19 protein-coding genes are annotated in these 20,556 nt (G+C 69.8%); 6 read left to right on the forward strand and 13 right to left on the reverse strand.

Annotated elements, in window-relative coordinates:
- The first annotated feature begins 3 nt into the window (after positions 1-3).
- Positions 4-933, forward strand: coding sequence for an alpha/beta hydrolase (locus ABZ319_RS27525; protein ID WP_354989388.1), 930 nt, complete (start codon positions 4-6; stop codon positions 931-933).
- 237 nt (positions 934-1,170) lie between these two features.
- On the opposite strand, the gene ABZ319_RS27530 is transcribed toward ABZ319_RS27525, so the two are convergent.
- The 6 genes from ABZ319_RS27530 to ABZ319_RS27555 all read right to left on the reverse strand — a co-directional run bounded on the left by ABZ319_RS27530 (position 1,171) and on the right by ABZ319_RS27555 (position 8,197).
- Complete coding sequence (locus ABZ319_RS27530; RefSeq protein ID WP_354989389.1) at positions 1,171-1,458, reverse strand: chorismate mutase; 288 nt, start codon at positions 1,456-1,458, stop codon at positions 1,171-1,173.
- A 233-nt stretch (positions 1,459-1,691) separates the two neighbouring features.
- Positions 1,692-2,261, reverse strand: coding sequence for a helix-turn-helix domain-containing protein (locus ABZ319_RS27535; protein WP_354989390.1), 570 nt, complete (start codon positions 2,259-2,261; stop codon positions 1,692-1,694).
- A gap of 165 nt (positions 2,262-2,426) precedes the next feature.
- The gene (locus ABZ319_RS27540) at positions 2,427-3,662 is read right to left on the reverse strand and encodes a cytochrome P450 (RefSeq protein ID WP_354989391.1); all 1,236 of its coding nucleotides are present in this window, start codon (positions 3,660-3,662) and stop codon (positions 2,427-2,429) included.
- A 61-nt stretch (positions 3,663-3,723) separates the two neighbouring features.
- A complete protein-coding gene (locus tag ABZ319_RS27545; RefSeq protein WP_354989392.1) occupies positions 3,724-4,857 on the reverse strand; it encodes a BTAD domain-containing putative transcriptional regulator in 1,134 nt (377 codons plus the stop codon).
- 130 nt (positions 4,858-4,987) lie between these two features.
- Positions 4,988-7,099, reverse strand: coding sequence for a glycosyltransferase family 39 protein (locus ABZ319_RS27550; protein ID WP_354989393.1), 2,112 nt, complete (start codon positions 7,097-7,099; stop codon positions 4,988-4,990).
- Between the two features lie 135 nt (positions 7,100-7,234).
- On the reverse strand, positions 7,235-8,197 hold the full coding sequence (locus ABZ319_RS27555; RefSeq protein ID WP_354989394.1) for a hypothetical protein: 963 nt from the start codon (positions 8,195-8,197) through the stop codon (positions 7,235-7,237).
- A gap of 148 nt (positions 8,198-8,345) precedes the next feature.
- On the opposite strand from ABZ319_RS27555, the gene ABZ319_RS27560 reads away from it, so the two are divergent.
- Positions 8,346-8,795: an SgcJ/EcaC family oxidoreductase gene (locus tag ABZ319_RS27560; protein ID WP_354989395.1), complete on the forward strand. Its 450-nt coding sequence runs from the start codon at positions 8,346-8,348 to the stop codon at positions 8,793-8,795.
- A 183-nt stretch (positions 8,796-8,978) separates the two neighbouring features.
- On the opposite strand, the gene ABZ319_RS27565 is transcribed toward ABZ319_RS27560, so the two are convergent.
- From ABZ319_RS27565 to ABZ319_RS27575, 3 genes are all read right to left on the reverse strand, one after another.
- Complete coding sequence (locus tag ABZ319_RS27565) at positions 8,979-11,597, reverse strand: ATP-dependent helicase C-terminal domain-containing protein (protein ID WP_354989396.1); 2,619 nt, start codon at positions 11,595-11,597, stop codon at positions 8,979-8,981.
- A 105-nt stretch (positions 11,598-11,702) separates the two neighbouring features.
- A complete protein-coding gene (locus ABZ319_RS27570; RefSeq protein ID WP_354989397.1) occupies positions 11,703-12,320 on the reverse strand; it encodes a PIN domain-containing protein in 618 nt (205 codons plus the stop codon).
- Between the two features lie 39 nt (positions 12,321-12,359).
- A complete protein-coding gene (locus ABZ319_RS27575) occupies positions 12,360-12,815 on the reverse strand; it encodes a helix-turn-helix domain-containing protein (RefSeq protein WP_354989398.1) in 456 nt (151 codons plus the stop codon).
- Between the two features lie 136 nt (positions 12,816-12,951).
- Between ABZ319_RS27575 and ABZ319_RS27580 the strand changes: the two genes are divergently transcribed.
- Positions 12,952-13,254, forward strand: coding sequence for a TetR/AcrR family transcriptional regulator C-terminal domain-containing protein (locus ABZ319_RS27580; RefSeq protein ID WP_354989399.1), 303 nt, complete (start codon positions 12,952-12,954; stop codon positions 13,252-13,254).
- Between the two features lie 166 nt (positions 13,255-13,420).
- Here the strand turns inward: ABZ319_RS27580 and ABZ319_RS27585 are convergent, their stop codons facing one another.
- The 3 genes from ABZ319_RS27585 to ABZ319_RS27595 all read right to left on the reverse strand — a co-directional run bounded on the left by ABZ319_RS27585 (position 13,421) and on the right by ABZ319_RS27595 (position 15,734).
- Complete coding sequence (locus tag ABZ319_RS27585) at positions 13,421-14,005, reverse strand: hypothetical protein (RefSeq protein WP_354989400.1); 585 nt, start codon at positions 14,003-14,005, stop codon at positions 13,421-13,423.
- 149 nt (positions 14,006-14,154) lie between these two features.
- The gene (locus ABZ319_RS27590) at positions 14,155-14,931 is read right to left on the reverse strand and encodes a helix-turn-helix domain-containing protein (protein WP_354989401.1); all 777 of its coding nucleotides are present in this window, start codon (positions 14,929-14,931) and stop codon (positions 14,155-14,157) included.
- 68 nt (positions 14,932-14,999) lie between these two features.
- On the reverse strand, positions 15,000-15,734 hold the full coding sequence (locus tag ABZ319_RS27595; RefSeq protein ID WP_354989402.1) for a hypothetical protein: 735 nt from the start codon (positions 15,732-15,734) through the stop codon (positions 15,000-15,002).
- Between the two features lie 140 nt (positions 15,735-15,874).
- Between ABZ319_RS27595 and ABZ319_RS27600 the strand changes: the two genes are divergently transcribed.
- The gene (locus tag ABZ319_RS27600; protein ID WP_354989403.1) at positions 15,875-16,312 is read left to right on the forward strand and encodes an NYN domain-containing protein; all 438 of its coding nucleotides are present in this window, start codon (positions 15,875-15,877) and stop codon (positions 16,310-16,312) included.
- 247 nt (positions 16,313-16,559) lie between these two features.
- Positions 16,560-18,104: an MDR family MFS transporter gene (locus tag ABZ319_RS27605; RefSeq protein WP_354989404.1), complete on the forward strand. Its 1,545-nt coding sequence runs from the start codon at positions 16,560-16,562 to the stop codon at positions 18,102-18,104.
- Between the two features lie 15 nt (positions 18,105-18,119).
- Here ABZ319_RS27605 and ABZ319_RS27610 read toward each other — a convergent pair whose 3' ends face one another.
- Complete coding sequence (locus tag ABZ319_RS27610) at positions 18,120-19,616, reverse strand: amidase (RefSeq protein WP_354989405.1); 1,497 nt, start codon at positions 19,614-19,616, stop codon at positions 18,120-18,122.
- A 96-nt stretch (positions 19,617-19,712) separates the two neighbouring features.
- Between ABZ319_RS27610 and ABZ319_RS27615 the strand changes: the two genes are divergently transcribed.
- Entirely contained in the window at positions 19,713-20,369 is a 657-nt protein-coding gene (locus tag ABZ319_RS27615) for a TetR/AcrR family transcriptional regulator (RefSeq protein ID WP_354989406.1), read from the forward strand.
- The last annotated feature ends 187 nt before the right edge of the window (positions 20,370-20,556 follow it).

Below are 20,556 nucleotides of genomic sequence, written 5' to 3' on the forward strand. Positions count from 1 at the left end.
GCCGTGCCGAATTCGACCGTACGAACCGCGCTGCTGCGCTCGACGTCCCGCCTGATCGGCCGCTGGTGGTTCGACGCCGCTCCCGACTGGGACCGGGTCCGCCGCCGGGAGGCCGCGGGCACGCGATTCGCGCGCGCACCGCGCGGGGTGCGAGTCACCGCCGGCGAGCTGGGGGGCCGCCCCGCCGAGATTCTCACACCCGCGGGGGCTCCGGCCGATGCGGCGGTGCTGTACCTGCACGGCGGCGGCTTCACCATGGGCACCCCGCAGATGCTGCGCCCGATCACCGGGCTGCTCGCCGCCACCATGGGCACCACCGTGTACGCGCTGGACTATCGCCTCGCGCCCGAGCACGTGTACCCGGCCGCGATAGACGACGCGGTCGCGGCCTACCGGGCGCTGCTGGAGCGCGGTATTCCCGCCGAACGCATTGCGGTGGCGGGTGATTCGGCGGGTGGCGATCTCACCATCGAGGTCGGCCTCCGGGTGCGCGACGCGCAGCTGCCCGCCCCCGCGGTGCTGGGCGCGATCTGCCCGGTACTGGATTTCAGCGACGGGTCCGCCGCCTTCGACTGCGACCCGTCCCGCGAACCCCTGCTCTCCCCGGAGGTGATCGCGCAGTTCACCGACGCCTATCTCCCGGGCGTAACCCAGGAGCGGCGGCGCGAGATCTCCCCCGCGTACCGCGACATCACCGGCCTGCCGCCGATCGTGCTGCATTCGGCAACCGATGACCCCCTCGCCGGCGATGCGCGCCGCTTCGCCGATCGGGCGGCGAAAACCGGTGCGCCCCTGCGGCATAGCGAGTATCGAGGGCTGTGGCACGTGTTCCACGCACTGCCGATGCCGCAGGCACGTGAGGCGGTACGCGACCTGGCGGGCATGCTCGCCGAACGGATCTACGGCCGCAGCGGATACCGGGCAACCGCCTGAAACCCGCTGGCGGCCTGACGACCTCGTCCGAGTGACCGGACGCGCCTGCGAGCGCAGGGCGCGTCCACAGGGCCGGGCAGGTCCGCAGCGCCGGACACGCCCCCGGGCCAGACACGTCCGCAGCGCCGGGCACGTCCCCGGGGCCGGGTACGTCCCCGGGAGCAGTCACGTCCGGTTGGCCAGGCACGAAATCTCGGACGCCACAACGGATATGGCGCGGGTCGGACGAGCCGCGCTCTACCGCTGGGCTGCGTGGGCGTCCAGCTCGAGGCGGATGAACGCGCCGATCATCGCGCGCCAGACCGCCTCCGCCACAGCGGGTTCGAGTCCGGCGGCGACCGCGCGGCCGCGGGCCAGCTGCACGACCTGCTCCACGCGGTCCGGGGCGCGCACGGCCTGCTCGTCCTTCTTGAAGCCGGCCGCGGCGCGCACGAGTTCCTGCCGATCGGCCAGCAGTCGAATCAATTCACCGTCGAGGGCATCGATACGGGTACGGACCTCGACGAGCGATTCTGGAGCAGACACGCTCCAGACTGTAGCGCCCGGCACGTCCGGCATATGACACCGGCGCGGAGATTCGCCACGGCACGCGGGCACGCCGACCGGCGGAAACCGCACGGGGAGACGGCCACGCCGACCGGGCTCGAATCACCGTGGGCGGTCCGAACCTTCGTCCGCGATCGAGGTCACCGCCCCGCGGGTGAGTCGGCGACCGCGATTCGGGACGCCGCCCCGCGGTTCGAATCAGCAGCCGCGGGTCAGGTCAGCACCCGCTCGACGACCGGCGCAACGAACTCCTCCAGCATCGCCCGCTCGTCGTCCGCGTCGCGGCCGGGTGAGGACAGCAGCGAGACGATGATCCGGGTCAGCCAGCGGGCCAGCCTGCCGCGTTCGGGGTCGCTGAGCCCGTTCGAGGTGAACAGTCCGGCCGCGATGGATTCGATGACGTCGGAGTCCTGGCTGATGCGCCCGGCCGGGCCGGACTCCCCGGCGCGGAACCAGGCGATGAGCATCGGGTCGGCGCGCACCTCGGTCACCGCGCCCAGCATGGCGGTGATGATGCGGTCCGTCGGATCGCCGATGTCGCGCACCTGATGCACGACTCGCGCGGCGATACGGCGGGTTTCGCGATGCACGAAAGCCAGCCGCACCGCGTGCCGATTGTCGAAGTAGCGGTACAGCGTGGCGCGCGAACAGCCGGCCGCCTTGGCGATGTCGCCCATCCCGACCGCGGTGACGCCGCGCTCGGCGAAGAGCGCGGCGGCGGCGTCGAGTATGCGTTCGGCCGCCAGGTCGGCGCGATCGTCGGACAGCCAGTCCCGGCTCATGCCCGCTCACCCGCCGCTCGCGTGCCGCGCTCCTCGGTTGTACTCCGCAGCCGCCGCCACGCCTGACCGCTCACTTCAGATCTCTCCCCAGCTATTCGTCGATCGCGCCGAGACTACCCGCGCGGCTGCTCGCGCGCCGGTGCTCGCGGGTGCGGCCCGGCCGGATCAGGCGACCGCGCGGAACGGCACACTCATCGGCCAGCGCACGTAATTCCCGTTGGACCAGGTGACCTTGTCCAGATCGACGGTGAAGTCCGGGCAGCGGGCCAGCAGTTCCTCCAGCGCGATGCGGGCCTGCATGCGCGCGGCCGCCGCACCGAGGCAGTGGTGGTTGCCGTGACTGAAGGTCATGATGCGCTTGGGATTGCGGCGCACGTCGAGTTCGCCCGCGGTGGGCCCGAATTCCCGCTCGTCCCGGTTGGCGGACCCGTACAGCAGCAGCACCCGGCGGCCCTCGGGGATGACGGTGCCGTGCAGTTCCACGTCGCGCGTCGCGGTGCGGGCCAGTCCCTGTACCGGCGAGGTCATGCGCAGGAACTCTTCCACCGCACCCGGAATGAGCGCGGGGTTCTCGATGAGCAGCCGCCGCTGGTCCGGGAAGCTGGTCAGCAATTGCGCGGCGCCGCCGAGATTGCCGGTGGTGGTGTCGTTTCCGCCGGTGATCATGGTGAAGGCGAAGCCGAGCATCGACAGCAGCCCGGCGGTGTCGCCCTCCTCGCCCAGACCGGAGGCGAGCATGTGCGAGATGGTGTCGTCGCCGGGTTCCACGCGGCGACGGGCGATCAATTCGGTGAAATAGGCCATCATTTCGCCGACCGCGGTCATCACGCCCGCGCTCATGGCGGAGATGTCCCCGGCCGAGATCGCCCCGCCCACGATGGCGAAGGTCCATTCGTCGAACTTGGCGCGATCGGCCTCGGGGACGCCGAGGTAGTGCGCGACGACCATGGTGGGCAGCGGTTTGAACAGATCGGCGACGATGTCGCCCTCCCCCGCTTCGCGCAGCCGCTCGATGCGCTCGACCACGAAGCGCCGGACGGCGGGCTCCACCGAGTTCACCTGTCGCGGCGTGAATCCCGGGGAGACCCGGCGGCGGAACTCGGTGTGGTCCGGCGGATCCATGAAGACGAACGGGCGGACCATGCCCACGGGGGTGGTGGACAGATCCACGTAGTCGACGGTGAGCCCGGAAGCCGAGGAGAAGGTTTCGGGGTCGCGCGCGGCGGCGTAGGTGTCCGCGTGCCGGGAGAGCACGTAGTAGTCGTCCGATTCGCGACCCTCGGGCACCGCGCGGTGCACCGGATCATGTTCGCGCAGTGCGGAGTACATGGACCAGGGGTCGCGCCAGGAATCCCCGGACCGGGGTATGAAGCTGACCGGATGAGACGACACTGAACTCATGAACCGACGGTAAGACAAATGCTGCGATATGTCTAGAACCCGTTTCAGTTCATTCGCGCTGTCAATCCCGCTTCCCGGCGCGCACCAGGGTGAACACCAGCTCGGTGTCCCCGATCCGCACCCGCGCACCGTCGGCCAGGATCATGCTGTCGACCACCCGGGCGCCATCGACGTAGACGCCGTTCGAGGAGGCCAGATCCTTCAGGACGTAGGTCATGCCGTTGTCGACGATCAGCGCGTGATGGCGGCTGACCCGGCCGTCCGGCAGCGCGATGTCGTTGTCGGACAGCCGCCCGATCCGCGTGGCCGTCCCCGCGATCGGGTACACGTTGCCGTCCCGGTCCTTGAGGATGGCCTGCGGCTCGTGCCAGCTCCGATCGACGATGGTGGTGGCCCGGGTGGCCGAGGCCGCGCCCACCGAGCGCACGCTCAACGGGTCCTGGCGCAGCATGCGCGCTTCCAGTTCGCGCAGCCGGTGACCCGGGTCGATGCCGAGTTCCTCGGCCAGGGTGGAACGCACCCGGCGGGCGGCTTCGAGCGCGTCGGACTGCCGCCCGGCCATGTACAGCGCGGTGATCAGCTGCTCCCACAGCGATTCCCGCAGCGGATGCTCGCGCACCAGCAGCGCCAGCTCCGCGATCACCGCCTCGGCGCGGCCCTGCGCGATATCGGCTTCGGCGCGGGCCTCGATGACACCGATCCGCTCGTCGTCGAGGGCGACCGCGTAGGCGTCGGCGAAACCGAGCCCGCGCAGATCCGAGAGCACCGGCCCGCGCCACTGCGCCAGGGCCTCGGACAGCGACTCGGCCGCCTGGCCGAAGCGCCCGGCGGCCAGCGCCCGCAGGCCGTTCTCCCGGCGGGTCCGGAACCGGAAGACGTCGCAGGCGGCGTCGTCGACCACGATGCGATAGCCGGTGCCCATGTGCTGCAGCACGGTGCGGGCGTCGATACCGCCGTCGCGCAAGGGTTTCCGCAGATTGGAGATGATCGCGTGCAGGCTGACCCGCACGTCCGGCGGTGGCGTCTCCTCCCATACCGCCGCGGCCAGGGCGTCGACCGAGACCGGGCGGTTGGCGTTGATTGCCAGGTAGGCCAGGACAGCACGCTGCTTGGGACCGCCCAACTGCTGGGGCGTCCCGTCGATGGTGAGTTGTACCGGACCCAGCACCCCCACCATTGCGCGCACCTCGGCCATCGCCGAACTCCTCACGACCGCCCCGCGACTCTCGGTCGCCACTGTAACTTTTTCCTCGTCGCACCGCCGGTGTCCGTTACCGAATACTGTCCAAATAAGTACCGACTGATCGGATTTCTGCGCGTTCGGACTAGCCGGTGAGTTTGAAGACCTCCAGGTCGCCCAGGACGGTGACCGGGAAATTGGCCCGGACCCACGCCGTGATCGCCGCGGAGTCGGACTGCTCGGCGGCGGGGCGTGCGGGACCCAGACGCTCGCGGGTCATGGATTGCGAACCGCCCATGGCGGATTCGGGGCCGGGGGCGTTCTCACCGGCTGCGCCCGGGCCATGCGGCGCGGACCTCTCGACACGGTTCATCCGCGTCCCGCCCGCACCGTTCCCGGCTGGACCGGCCGCGTTCGCCGCCTCGGAGCCCTCGGCGTCACCGCCGTTCCGCCCGCGCTCGTCGCCGCCGCGCTGCCGGACCAGGTAGTAGCCGATCTCGTTGCCGGCGACGTACCGCTGGAACTGCGCCAGGGTCGGTGCGCCGTCGTGGCCGCTGAAGCCGCCCACGGCCAGTAGCGGTGCACCGGTGCGCAATTCGATCGCGCTGACATCGGAGGCGCCGACCGCGGCGGCGGCCCAGCGGGTTCCGGCCGCGGTGAGCAGGTCGTCCAGGAGCGGATCGGTCGCGGGAGCCGCGCGCATCGGGCCGCGGGCCGCGCGCGGCGGGCCGGCCAGCGGGCTGCCGCCCGAATGCGGTTGGGCGACGGTCTCGACCGCGTAGGCGGTGGGACCGAGCAGACCGGTGATCACCGCGGCGGCGCCGATCACGATGCCCGCGCGGCGGAATCCGGCGGCGCTCAGCAGGGCCGCGGCCGTCAGCGCCGCGAGGGCGAGCAGGCTCCAGCGCAGCCAGGGCAGCCAGTCGGGGGTGCGGTCCAGCAGATGGAAAGTCCACAGGCCCGTGCCCAGCGCCATCGCGGCCAGGGTGAGCCGCGCGGCGAAATCGGCACGGCGCGACCACAACAGGGTGACGCCGATCCCGCACAGCGCGCCGATGGCGGGTGCGAGTTCGACACTGTAGTACGAGTGGAAGCTGCGGCTCATGTAGCTGAGCACCGCCGCCGTGATCAGCAGCCAGCCGCCCCAGAGGACGAGCGCGGCCCGCTGCCGGTCGGTGCGCGGCGCACGCCTGGTCAACCACACCCCGGCGACGAGCGCGAGCAGCGCGGCGGGCAGCAGCCAGGAGAACTCGGTGGCGAGTTCGCCGGTGAACAGGCGTGTCAGACCGGCCTGACTGCCGAATCCTTGGAAGCCGCCGGCGAATTCACCGCCGGCGGGCGGACTCGGCATCGCTGGGCGCGCCCCGCCGTTTCCGAAGACGCGGCCCAGACCGTTGTAATCCATGGCGAGTTCCCACAGGCTGTTGTCGCTGGAACCGCCGATATACGGCCGCGAATCCGCGGGCCACCACGCCACGAGCGCCACGTACCACCCGGCGGAAAGCACCACGGCCGCAGCGGCTGTCAGCAGTTTCAGCAGCCGCGCGACGAACCCGCCCGCCCCGGCGACCAGCACCACCAGCGCGAGCCCGGGCAGCACGAGGAAAGCCTGCATCATCTTGGTCAGGAAGCCCAGGCCCATCAGCACACCCGCGGCGGTGAGCCAGCCGGTGCTCGCCGAGAACCATTGCACGCCTTCGGCATCGATCGCGCGCACCGTGCAGTACGCCGCGGCGACGAGCAGCAGGGTGAGCAGCGCGTCGGGGTTGTCGTAGCGAAACATCATGGCCGCCACCGGGGTCAGCGCGAGCGCCAGGCCCGCCAGCAGCCCGGCCGCGGGTCCGGACCAGCGGCGGACCGCGGCCACCAGCAGCCCTACCGCCGCGACGCCCATGAGGGCCTGCGGCGCGAGCATCGACCACGAACCGAAGCCGAAGAGCCGGCCGGACAGGCCCATCACCCACAGTGCGGCGGGCGGTTTGTCGACCGTGATGGCGTTCTGCGGATCGAGCGAGGCGAACAGCAGCGCCTTCCAGCTCAGGGTGCCCGATTGCACCGCGGCCGCGTAGTACTGGTTGGTCCAGCCCGCGCCGCCCAGGCCCCACAGGTACAGCACCGCGGTCCCCGCGAGCAAGGCGGCCAGGGCGGGACGCTCCCAGCGCGGACTGCCCTCGGGGGTGGAAATCATTGCTGCCCAGCGGGACTCACCGCTGTCGGGCCTCGCGGCCACCTCCGCCCGCACGCCGGTCTCCGTCATGCCCACAGCCCTTCCCCGATCGCTCGGATTCGCATTCGGCCCAGTTCGACTCGCGGAGCCTAGATCCGCCGGTTGTGGCGAATCTGCGGCTCGGCTGCGAGTTGGCTGTGAGTGCGACGGCGACGAGAACGGGGGTCAGGGCCGGCGGGCAGGGAGGGTGAAGGCGGCGGTGCGGACGGTGTCGCCGTGCTTGAAATCCAGGAAGAGCCGGTAGGTTCCGGGACCCGGGACGACGGTGTGGAAGGTGATGTCCGGGCCGGGTGCTGTCACGCCGTCGCCGGGCGCGCCGTTCGGGTGGACGTGGATGTAGGCCAGATCGCCCGCGCGCAGGATCACCAGGTGCCCGAAGGCGGCCAGGTAGGGCTGTAGATCGGTCACCGGCTCGCCGCCCTTGCGCACGGTCAGCGTGAGCAGTCCGCCCTGCTCGGGTACGAGGTCGCCGTCCAGGGTGACGGTGTAGTCGTCGATCACCGCGACGCGATCGGGCTCGGGCACCGGCAGCGGTTCGTAGGCGCCCGCGACGGCGAAATCCGCGCCGAGGGTGATGGTCCGGCCCAGGGCACGCGGCTCGACATCGGTGAAAGCGCGGTAGGCGCCGGCCTCGGGCAGGGTGATCCGCACGGCCCAGGTGCCGTCGGGGTCCAGGGTGGGGTGCACGTGCCAGAAGCCGGTCAGCTCGCGGCGCGCGACGATGAGGTGCAGCTCGCGATCGTGGATCGGGGTGTAGTCGGTGACGGGGCGGCCGTCGGGGCCGAGAATCCGGAAGCGGAGGTCGAATTCGCCCTGGCGGACGATGGTTTCGGCCAGGTCCAGGGTGTAGCCGTCCTGGGTGATCTGCAGGCCGCCGGGCAGGCCACCGCCGTGGGCGGCGTGCGCGCCGTGCTCGGCTGCGCCCGCATGGTTGGCATGGGCTGCGTGGGCCTCGTGTTCCGTGTGGGCCGGGGGTGCCTGGTGGCCGGCGTGACCCACGTGGGCGGCGTGGTGGTCATGGCCCGCGTGGGCGGCGTTGTCGCCGTGGGCAGCGTGCGCGCCGTGCTCGGCATGCGCGTTGTGAACAGCGGGGGCCTGAGTGTGGTTGGCGTGTTCGTGGGTGGTCATGATCTCGGCCTCTCTCAACGTTCTCGGTGTTCCTACACCCAAAAAGTTAATACCCCCTGGGGGTATATGCAACCGTCGATAGAGTGACTCGGCTCACTCATCAAATCCTCTTGACCTCAACATAAGTTCAGGTACCAAGATCTTTCTCATGAGTACCGCACCCGCCACCGCCCCGGTCATCGAAGACATCGGCGCCGACCACACGGCCGATATCGCCGCCATCGAGCAGATCATCGCCAACGCGCAGACGGCGTTCAACAGCAATGACGCCGATCTGCTCGCGGCCGATTTCGCGGCGAACGCCGCGGTGGGCAACGCGGTCGGTCGCGTCATGCACGGCATCGACACCATGCGCGAGGCATCACGCGCCGGGTTCGCCGGATTCCTGAAGGACGAGTACGCGCGCTACGACGTCGCCGACATCACCTTCGTCCGGCCGGATTTGGCGCTCGCGCACAAACTCGCCTACGAGACCACTCCCACCGGCGAGCTCATCCATCCCGAGCCCGCCATGGTCGCCCTGTACGTCCTGGTCAAGGAGAACGGCCGCTGGTGGACGGTCGCCCGCCAGAACACCCTGATCCCCCGGGCCGAATGACCCGGGCCGCGCCCCGCCGAGCCCGTACACCCCTCGGCGGGGCGCGAGAACCTCACCGGGCCCGCGTCGCGCGTCGACGCGGGCTCGGCTCGTTGTTCGCCACTGTGTTTCGACTCCGCGCCGAGCCGATCCGGTGCGCGGGTACGGAATCGGCACACAACGCTTCGAAAAACTTTGTCGGGCTCAGGAATTGGCGCGGCGGGCGGTGCCGCGATGGGCGGACACCGTGGACGGGTCCTCGGGCCAGGCGTGTTTGGGGTAGCGACCGCGCAACTCCGCGCGGACCTGCGGCCAGCCGGTGCGCCAGAACGAGGCCAGGTCGGCCGTGACGGCGATGGGTCGCTGCGCGGGCGAGAGCAGGTGCAACAGGATCGGCGCCCGGCCACCGGCGAGCCGCGGCGGTTCGGCCCAGCCGAAGATCTCCTGCACCTTGACCGCGAGCACCGGCACGTCGGGGGCGTAGTCGACTCGAATCTTGCTGCCGGAGGGCACTTCCAGCCGCTCGGGCGCGAGCTCCTCGAACCGCGCCGCCGCCGGCCACGGCAGCAACCGCCGCAGCGACTGTCCCGCGTCGATCCGTTCCAGATCGGCACGCCGGGTGGCGGTGGCGAGCTCGGGTCCGAGCCAGGCTTCCGAATTCTCGAGCAGCGCGGCGTCTTCGACGTCCGGCCACGGTGCACCCAGTTCGCGGTGCAGGAATCCCATCCGCTGCCGCAGCCCGAGCGCGTCGGCGTTCCACCGCAGCATGCCGAGCCCGCCGGCCGCCAGCCCCCGCCGCAGCGCGGCCGTCACCAGCCCGCGATCCGGATTCCGCAATCCCTTCTCCGACAACACGATCGCCCCGAGCCGCAGTACGGTCCGCGCGACCACGTCTCCGTCGACCCAGTCCACTTCGTCCAGGGTCCGCACCAACGACGGTGCGGCCCGCCGAGCCAGCTCCACGTCGGCCCCCGCGGCCAGCCGGACCACACCCTCGGCCCGCCCCGGATTCCGCGCGGCCCCCGCCACCGCCAGCCATTCCGAGTCCCCCAATCCCGATCCCGCCGGCAACACGACCGCCGTCCCGCCCGCCATCAGGTAGCTGGCCGATCCGACTCCCCGCCGCCTCGCCAACCTCTCCGGATAGGCAAGCGCCACAACGAAAGCCGGGTCGTCTCCGAGCCCCGATCGCCGCCCCCGCACCGATCCCCCGTCGACGAGACGGGTCAGGCGATCGACCTCGCGCTTCCAGCGCGGCGGCGGGTCGGCGCGCAACGTCCGGATCGCCGCCACCAGATCGGTTTTCGGCGCGAGGGTGTCGTCGTCGAGCAGTGCTACGACTTCGGCGGCCGTGCGCGCCCCGACCTCGGCGGCGCCGTCGAGCAGGGCGCGGGCCAGGCGGGGGTGCAGGCCCAGGGCGGCCATGTCACGACCGCGCGGGGTGACCGCGCCCCAGTTTCGAACTGTGTCGACACTCGGGCTTGCGTCGGACGAATCGCGTTGTTCTATAACGCTTTCGGATTCTGCCTCGGCATCGACGGCGGGAAGATCGTCCGACGCGAGCGCCAGTGCAGCCGGCAGGTTCGGTTGGGTATCGGCCGATCGCACCGCCGGCTCGACCGCCCCGAGCGCGCGGAGGGTTTCGTGGCCGACGGTCAGCGCCCCGACGGGCGGTGCGTCCCACCAGGGCAAACCGGTGCCGTCCGGTGTTCCCCAGCAGGCCAATTCGAGGGCCAGGCGGGTGAGGTCGGCGGTGCGGATCTCGGGTTCGGGGTATGCGGGCAGGGTGGCGTGCTCGTATTCGGGCCAGCAGCGCCACGCGCGCCCCGGAGCCTCGCGACCGGCACGGCCGGCGCGCTGTTCGGCGACCGCCGCCGAAACCCGCACCGTGGCAAGGCCGGAGAGCCCGCGCCGGTGATCCACGCGCGGCACCCGAGCCAGTCCGGAGTCCACGACCGCTCGCACCCCCGGCACGGTGAGGCTGGATTCGGCCACGGCCGTGGACAATACGACCCGTCGTCGCGCCCCCGGCCGCAGCGCCGCGTCCTGCGCCCCCGCCGCCAGCCGCCCGTGCAACGGCACGACGTCCACGTCCCCCAGCCCGCTCAACAGCCCCGCAGTCCGCCGAATCTCCGCCGCCCCGGGCAGGAACACCAGCACGTCCCCGTCTCCGCCGGCCAGCGCCGCCCGCGTGGCCCGGGCCACCTGCGCCTCGATCCGTTCCCCGGGCAGGGCTGGAACATATTCCAGCCCAACCGGATACGCGCGCCCGGTCACCTCCACGACCGGCGCGCTCCCGCCGTCCCCGCCCAGCAGGGCCGCCAGCCGATCCGCGGCGACGGTCGCCGAGGTGGCAAGGACTCGCAGATCCGGCCGCAACCCACCCCGCGCGTCCAACAGCAGCGCCAACAACAGATCCGCGTCCAAATGCCGTTCGTGACACTCGTCCAACACGACGGTCCCCACCCCCGCCAACTCCGGATCCCCCTGCAATCGCCGCACCAGCAACCCGGAGGTGACAACCTCCACCCGGGTCCGCCCCGAAACCCGCCGGTCCCCCCGCACGGAATACCCGACGCTCTCCCCCACCGGCTCCCCCAGCAACGCGGCCATCCGCGCGGCCGCGGCCCGCGCCGCCAGCCGCCGCGGCTCCGCCACCACGACCCGCCCACTGCTCCCTGCCGCCAAAGCCAGCGGCACCAAGGTCGTCTTCCCGGTCCCCGGCGGCGCCACCAACACCGCGGCCCCCGCGGCCCCCAGCGTCCCGACGATCTCGTCGAGCGCGCCCCGCACCGGCAGTTCAGGAAGTTCAGGAAGTTTCATCCCCACCAGTCTCCAACCCCGCCCCTACCGCCTCATCACCCCCTCTCCCCACCGTGGTTCCGACCCCGAACCGACTGTGCACGCACCACTTGCTGTCTACCGGGGCTAGAAATCGTCCTCGGCGCTGAGAATCCGTTCGATATCGGCAGACTGCAAATACAAACGGATACGCTCTGCAAACCCGGGCGCCTGAGCTGCACGCAGAGCCTCCGGGAGAGACTTGCCCTTCTTGGGGACCCAGTACCGCAGCTGCTCCTCCATGACAGCGGCGACAACCTCAGGCTGCGAGTCATCAACGAGCTGGAAGTAGTCATCCGCGCTGTAGACCTCGTAGGGCAGCTCATCGAGGTTATCGAATTTGAACCCTTCGGTATCCGCTGTCAGCAGGATGTCGACGCGTCCGTGGATCGCGGCACAGTGCACATGCGCATCGAAAAGGTCGGGGTATGAGCAGGTCTTGTCGATGCTGTACCCGGTGATCGCGTTGTGTTCACCGAGCGCGCCCACGATTCTTCTGCGCGTCCCGCCGACCTGGTGGTCCCCGTAGTGAGGGTTCTTCTTGCGAAGGTGATAGACCGTTTCCGCCATGATGTCCTCGGTCCAGCAGACCGTGAACATACTGCCCTCGCTGTGCTGATGAAGCAGACACACCCAGTCTCGTAATGTCCTCGAGTACAAGATGTTTGCGTCCGCAAGAACTCTCTGCACCCGCCCGCTGGCCATCCGATGATGATAACGGGCGGGCTGATCACCAACGAGGGATCAGTCGAGAGCTCCCCACTCTTCCTCCAGCGCGCGCAGCTCACGAAAAGCCTTGCGTTGCCGTTCGAGCTGCGCCCGACGGTAAGCCAGCACATCCTTGCTGTAAAGGCGAGTGTGCGATCCGACCTTGTGAGACGGGATGAGCTGCTCGCGAACAAGTTTCATCAAAGATGGCCGCGATATGTCCAGCATGCCGGCGGCCACGGTGGTCGTGACCTCGGCCGGGATGCTGCCGATCGTCACAGTGCAACCGCGACCGACGAGATCCACCAGCTTGACGACCAGCTCGGCCAGCTCCCTCGGCATCGCCAGGGTCTCCTGTGCGCCGACCCCGACGGTGATCGCGGTCGGCCCCGATTGGTGTTCGCCCAGGAAGTCACGGACGGCGCGTGCCTGTTCTGCCTCACGTGGGCTCACGGCCACGGTGGCTCGAGCACCTCGCTGTAACGCTGCCACGGTTCACTCCTTTCGGACAGCTCAGAGTTATGCCTGGTAGACACCCAGACTACTCGAGTTGCACTTATAAGTGCAACGATCTCCGGTTGCAAGTGGATCACACGGCGGTCTGCGGTTCTACCAGCGCGGGTTCCCCATGATGGCCTCGATCGCCGCGCAGCCCACGCCGATGGCATCCACCCGCGACGGCATGCGCGCATACGACGCCGGACCGCACGCACCGGTCGAGAACTTGGCCGCCTACCTGCGCGCAGAGCAGGACCTAGGGCGCGTCAGCGCGGACACGGACGCCGACGCCATCGCCGCGCTCCTGATGAGCGCCTGCTTCCAGCAGGGGTTCCTGCGCTATGTAGCCGACGATCCCGAAGCCCCCCGATCCGCGGCGGTCGCCCTGGTGCGCCCGCTGCTCGCGCACGTGGAACAACCTCCGGCCCGATGACATCCTCGTGATCGGCAGATCGGCAGTTCACGGTGAGTCCGCCGAGGACATTTCGCGTTCGGGCGCGATCACCCGAAACCACCTCGGCCCCGGCGAGTCCGAGCCCGCACAGCACAGCGCTCCCCGCCGATCAGGCGGGGAGCGCGGACTTGCGGACCGGGACCGGTCAGAACAGGGACTGAGCCTCGGCAGCGACCACGAAACCGCGGCCGCCCGTATCGCAGCGCACCCCCGACTCCATGGAGGTGCAGGCCGTTCCGCGCACGATGATCGTCTCGCCGTAGCGCAGGATCTTGCCGCCGCCCTTGTTCGAGCCGTCGGTCGGGCTGCCCACGAACATCCCCTGGCTCAGGCAGCGGAAGCGGGGGGCGCCGTTGAAGATCTCGGCGGCCACCTTCTTGTTCTCGGCGTAGCCGCAGCCGGGGAGGTCCGCGGGGACCGAGGTGACCTGGGCCAGCTGGCAGCCCACGCCGATCCCGCCGGTGTTGATGAAGCCGCACATGATGTTTCCGCTGGGCGACTGGAAGTAGAACTGGTCGCCCTCGGCGAAGTCGCGGGCGTCGACGTTCGCGTCGTCGCGGGTCGGCAGCGTGGTCGCCGCCGCCGTACCCGGGGCACCGGGGGCAGTCGCCACGGTGGTCGGGGCGGTACCGCCCGGTGCCCCGGCGGGCACCTGATCATCGTTGCAGCCCGCGATGCCGCCCACCGCCGCGACGATCGCCAGTGCAATAACTACTGCTCGCATCTTCATCTCCCGGATTCGTTTCCACAACGACGAACACTGTTGTCTATATAGCGGGCCGAAGTGGATCGTTAGCGCCGGGCATGCCCCTGAAAATCGGGGCGGCAACGGGCGGATACCGCTGGTACAAGCTGTGTTCCGGCGGTACCGAACCGGGACTACCAGGCGAAGATGCCCGGCAGCGTCTCGTGCAGATGCGGGAAATCCTCGTCGTTGCGGATCGTCAGACTGAACATCTCGATGTCGCGCCACGGGTGCGCCCAGCGCAGCGAGTCCATCTGGAAGTAGATGTCCTCCCCGTCCGGCGAGCGCACGATGACCGTGTCGTCGTCGTAGGTCGCGGGCGGCATGGCCGTGTCCCACATCCGATCGAACAGCGGATTCGACTGGCAGGCTTCGCGGATCGTGGCGATCTGGGCCTCCGGCACGATGCCGAGCGAATTCTCCTTCAGGATGTAGACGAGCCGGTGCACGATGGTGCCCCAGTTCACCAGCATCTCCCGGGCGCGCGGGTCGGTCATCATCTGCACGATGACGTTGACGGGCTGCTCGGGTGTGCCCAGGGCGGGGTCCAGCCACGGAAACATCTCGATCGCCATGGCATTGGCGCCCAGCACGTAGTACTCGGGCACCCGGTGCAGGAACGCCGGACCGGGCATCCGGTTCATGAGGTTCAGCTCGGCGGCGGTGACCGGTTCCAGGGCGCCGGCCGCGACCGAGAGGTCCTCGCCCATGACGATCGACCACACCTTGCGGCGCTTGTACCGGGGCAGACCGAGCGCGGTGCACCAGGAGCGTACGGTCGCCACCGTCGGCACCCGCTGCCCGTTCTCGTACTTCTCGAACCCTGAGCTCGACATGAACAATCGGGCGGCCACCTGCGCCTGCGTCAGTCCCTGCTCGAGCCGCTGACGCTGCATGTAGCTGCCCAGCATCTTATGTTCACTTCCGCCGGAATCGGCCGGAACGGCTCGCATCGCGTTCCCCTGTTCTTTCTCTCGTATCAGCTTTGAATACGTTGGCGCGCAATGGAACACGAGTCCTCGGCCAGCCCGTGAGCCAGCTCCAGCACCGCATCGGCCGTGGCGGCCAGCCGCAGCGCGTCCGCGTCCGGGCTCGCCACCCGCAGCGCCTCGCGCACCGCGGATCGAATCAGCAGCGCCGCTTCGACCAGGGTGTCGGCATGGGTCGCCAAGCGCATGCGCGAAATCTCTTGCGACCCTTCGACGGTGTCGTACTGTCGCGGTACGACCCGCACAATCTGCTCGGCCAGCGCGTCGGCTCGAATCAGCAGGATATCGAGATCGTCCCAAACCCGTCGCCGATCGACGGCGGTCGGATCGGGCGGACTGATCTGATCCGATTCGCGCACGATCCGGCGCGCCAGCGCGAGGAAGGCTTCGATCTCGCGCAGCCGCAGGGTGCCCGGCAGCTCGTCGGTGAGGCTGGGATCGAGCTCCCACACCCCGACGACGGTGCGACTGTGCCGCAGTAGCGAGGCCAGTAGGTCGACGACCCGATGCCCTTCTCCCGCAACGGGTCCCACGGTCAAACGAATCGCCATCCGGCGTTCGATGGCAACACAGAGCGCCGCACAGTCCCGCTGCGTGCCGCTCGCGCCAGCCATCATGCGCGCCAGCGTGCCATGCGCGGATATACGACGACTAAAGCCCAACACGGGGGAAGAGGATACGCGTTCATGCGCGCACGCCAAGTGGACACTAAGACGTAGTGCCATTTGTTCCGATTCTGCAGCACCGGGACTCGGCCCGCAGCCCGGGAGCCCACCCAAGTTGGGCGGGTCCGAGAATTTGACACATCATCGAAATCGGCGTCGGAGACAACGTCGTTCACTCGATCGCGCACACTGTCCGAGTGATGACGAACGGGCCCGCGCTGATCGTGGTGGACGCCGCCAACGTGGTCGGCTCCCGGCCCGACGGCTGGTGGCGCGATCGCGCCGGCGCGGCCCGGAGGCTGCTGACCCGGATCGCCGCCTACGCGCCGCACGAGCCCGCCGCGATCACCGTGGTCCTCGAGGGCGCGGCCAAGGCGGCCGCGGATTCCGCGTTCCCGGGTCAAGAGTTCCCGGGCATGGACATCGTGACCGCTTCCGGCTCCGGCGACGACGCCATCGTCGCCGCGGTCGCGGCGGCGCGCGCCGCCGACGCACATCGATCCATCACCGTAGTGACCGCCGATCGCGGATTGCGCGAGCGCGTAGCCGAACTCGGCGCGCGGACCGTCGGACCGGGCTGGCTGCGCGAGCGCATCGACCCCGGCGCACCGGATAAGGACACCCGCCCGGCATCGTGACCTGGGCCACCTTTCACCCCTCACCGCCGATAGAAAGCGCTGGTGAGCATGAACTTCCGAGTGTGCTGAAGATCAGCTGACGCGGAAAACCGAGTGATTTCTGTCGGTGTGACCCGGAATACTCGGGCCCAACCGATCAGTTGAGCGAACAGTCCCCGTCTCATCTGATGTGGCGCCGGAGCGGCAGACCCCCTCGTTCCCGGGCCACCTGCCGCTCCATTGATCACGAATACCCGGAGGTACCCGCATGCCCGCCGCTTCATCCGTCCCAGCGACCAGCGGGCGGACTCCCACGGTCATCCGGGTGCTCTCGCTCGCCACCTTCGTGGTCATCCTGAACGAGACCATCATGGTCAACGCGATTCCGCGCCTGATGGGTGATCTGCACGTCACCGAGCGCTCGGCGCAATGGGTTTCGACCGCGTTCATGCTCACCATGGCGGCGGTCATTCCGGCCACCGGCTGGTTCCTGCAGCGGGTCACCACCCGCCGCGCCTACTCGATCGCCATGGGCGTGTTCCTGTTCGGCACCGCGCTGTCCGCGATCGCGCCCACCTTCGCGATCCTGCTGGTCGGTCGCGTCATCCAGGCGGGCGGCACCGCGGTCATGATGCCGCTGCTGATGACCACGCTGATGACGGTCGTGCACGAACACGATCGCGGCCGCGTCATGGGCAACGTCACGCTCGCCATCTCGGTGGCCCCGGCCATGGGCCCGGTCATCTCGGGCCTGGTGCTGCAGATCGGTTCGTGGCGCTGGCTCTTCGTGCTCATGCTGCCCATCGCGGGCCTGGTGACCTGGCTCGGCCTGCGGCAGCTGGAGAACATCGGGGAACCGCAGACCGGCGCGCTCGACGTGTCGAGTGTGGCGTTCGCGGCGCTGGGCTTCGGTTCGCTGGTCTACGGCCTGAGCAAGTTCAGCCCCGACGACGTCACCGCTCCCGCGCTGACCGTGCTGGCCGGCGTGGCGCTCATCGTGATCTTCGGCGTCCGCCAGGTGAGCCTGCAGCGCAAGGGCACTCCGCTGCTGGACCTGCGCGTCCTGCTGGTCGGCACCTACGCCAAGGCGCTGACCCTGATGGCGATCGCGTTCCTGGCCATGCTCGGTTCGATGATCCTGCTGCCGCTGTACCTGCAGAACCTGCGCGGGCTCACCCCGCTGGAGACCGGTCTGCTGATCATGCCCGGCGGTCTGGCCATGGGCCTGCTCGGACCGACCGTCGGCCGGATCTTCGACCGTTTCGGCGGCCGGCTGCTGGTGATCCCGGGCGCCATCGGAATCACCGCCGCGCTGGCCGGATTCACGCAGATCTCCGCGTCCATGCCGTACTGGCAGCTGCTCGCGCTGCACGTGCTGTTGATGATCTCGCTGGCCGCGTCGTTCACCCCGGTCTTCACCCTGGGCCTGGGCGCGCTGCCGCCGCAGCTGTATTCGCACGGCAGCTCGATGCTGGGCACGCTGCAGCAGGTCGCGGCCGCGTTGGGCACCGCCCTCGTGGTCACCGTGATGTCCGCGCGCAGTACGTCATTGATCGAGGACGGCGCCGATCCGGTGTCCGCGCAGCTGGATGGCATGCGCCTGGCGTTCGGCGTCTCGGCCGCGCTGTCCCTGCTGGTGATCGTGGCCGCGGTCCTGCTGCCGAATCGCTCGGCCGATCCGCACGGCCACGGTGGCCCGGACGGCCCGGATGCCGAGCCTGACACGTCCGGCGTCGACGCCCAGTCGGTCGCCGACGGGGCCGAGGCGATCACCGCCCAGGCGGCCATCGCCCCGCAGCTCGTCAAGGACTGAGCGCCGAGGCTCGATTCAGCGAACGCGCGGCACGTCGTTCGGGGTCTTCCCGAACCACGGCCGCGCGTTCTCGATTTCGGCGGCCAGTTGCAGCAGCAGGTATTCACTGCTCGGCGGGCCGACGAACTGCACGCCCAGCGGCAGACCCGATTCGGTCCAGTGCGTGGGCACGCTCATGGCGGGCCGCCCGGTGATGTTCGCGAGCTGGGTGAACGGCACCGCGGACAGACTGGCGGTCACCAGATCGATGTAGAAGTCGATGCGGGACAGGATCTTTCCCGCGCCCAGGCGCAGCAGCGGGGGCAGCAGCGTCTCGGCGATGACGGGCGTGCGGTTCTGCCCGATGAGCAGCGGCGGCTCGGCCAGCGTCGGGGTGAGCAGCAGGTCGTACGTGCTGTGGAAATCGCCCAGCGCGCGGGTGTAGTCGTTCCAGCGCGCGTGCGAGGTGATGAGTTCGTGCGCCGGAATGGCGCGGCCGACCGCCGCCAGCACCTGGGTGTCGATGTCGAAATCGGCTGGGGAAGCGCCGCTGACCGCGCAGGCGTTCTGTAGTTCGGCCGCGGCCAGCGCGGTCCACACCTTCATGAAATCCAGGGCGAGCTGGTTGCCATCGATGGCCGGGGCCGCGGGTTCCACGGTGTGCCCGAGTTCTTCCAGCAGCCGGGCCGCGTCCTGCACCGCTTGCACCGCCTCGGGGTCCACCGGTGTGCCCATGGGGGATTCGTGGGTGAACCCGATGCGCAGCCGTCGCGGCGGCTCGGAAACCGCGGTGCGGAAAGGGTTCTCGGGCCGGGAGATGGCGAAGGCCCCGCCCGGGTCCGGCGGTCCGAGGATGTCGAGCATGACCGCGGTGTCGCGCACGCTGCGTGAGAGCACCCCCTCGGAGACCGCGCCGAACAGCGGGTCGACGTAGTTGGGCCCGCTGGACACCAGGCCGCGCCCGGGCTTGAGCCCGAACAACCCGGTGCAGGCGGCCGGGATTCGAATCGAACCGCCGCCGTCGCTGGCACCGGCCACGGGCACGATGCCCGCCGCCACCGCCGCGGCCGAACCGCCCGAGGAGCCGCCCGGGGTCCGCCGGGGATCCCAGGGATTGCGGGTGGCGCCGAAGGTCCGCGTCTCGGTGATGGCCTTGCTGCCGAATTCCGGCGTGGTCGTCTTGCCGAAGACGACGAGTCCGGCGTCCAGCCAGCGCTGCACGGCGATGCTGTGCCGGGCCGCGCGGACCTTGCGCAGCGGGCCGGTGCCCGCGGAGGTCGGATACCCGGCGTAGTCCTGCACCAGGTCCTTGAGCAGGAACGGCACCCCGGCCAGTGGTCCCGTGCCGACGGGCCGCTCGGCGAGTTCGGCGCCGACCTCCGGCATCAGCAGGCTGATCACGTTGAGTTCCGGGTCGACCTCGGCACAGCGGTCGAGTGCGACGCGCAGCAGCTCGGCGGGCTGCACCTCGCCCTTGGCGACCAGTTCCGCCAGGCCGACCGCATCGTAGGAGCGGTATTCGTCGAACCTCATTGTTTCTTCTCCTCGTACACCCTGGGACCGGACCGCTCCGAGAAGAATAGCCGTACCGACCGGTTACGTAACCGGTTGGAACGGTAAACTTTCCCCATGGGCGATGCGGATAGGCTGCCGCGTGATGAGCGAGATGACGCGCCGGTGAGCGGCAAGAAGGTGGACGGCCGGGCGCTGCGCTTCCAGCACCGCCGCCCCGAGCTGCTCGCGGCAGCCACCGAATATGTTCTCGACCACGGCATAGGCGATCTGTCCCTGCGTCCGGCGGCCCAGGCCCTCGGTGTCAGCCACGCCACCCTTATCCGGCACTTCGCCACCAAGGATGCCCTGATCGCCGAGGTTCTGGAGCACATTCGGGACGACTTCGAACAGCGCCTGCTGGCCGGGGAGATCCGCGATATCGATTCGCCCGCCGATCGGCTGCGCGCGGCCTGGCGGCATCTGTGCCGGCCGCGCGAACAACGCCAGTTCCTGGTGCTGTTCGAACTGGTGGCCACGGCCGCGCGCACCCCGAGCCGCCCGGCGGCCCGGCTGGTGACCGACTGGCTCACCGTCATCGAACGCGAACTCGCGCGGCTGGAGTGGCCCGCCGAGACCACCACGCGCACGGCCACTTTCATCCTGGCGCAGGTACGCGGGCTCCAGCTCGATCTCATCACCACCGGCGACAGCGCCCGGGTGAACGAGGCTTTCGAGGCGACGGTCGACATGCTGACCGCGAGCCTGCCCGGGCGAACCCCGAGAAACCCCTAGTACCAGGGTGGTAGCCGAAAACAGCTCCCCGGTTCGACGCCGATCATGGGTCCGAATTCCTACCGTTGATTCATGCGCACAAGCGAATTCGAGTCCCCCGCCCGCACCGCTTCGACCCGTCCCCCGTGGCTGCGCGGTGCGGCGGCAGTCGTCGCCGCCACCGCCGCGGCCGCGCCGATGAAGCTCA

It is taken from the genome of Nocardia sp. NPDC005978, from assembly GCF_040614455.1.
Classification (GTDB): Bacteria; Actinomycetota; Actinomycetes; order Mycobacteriales; family Mycobacteriaceae; genus Nocardia.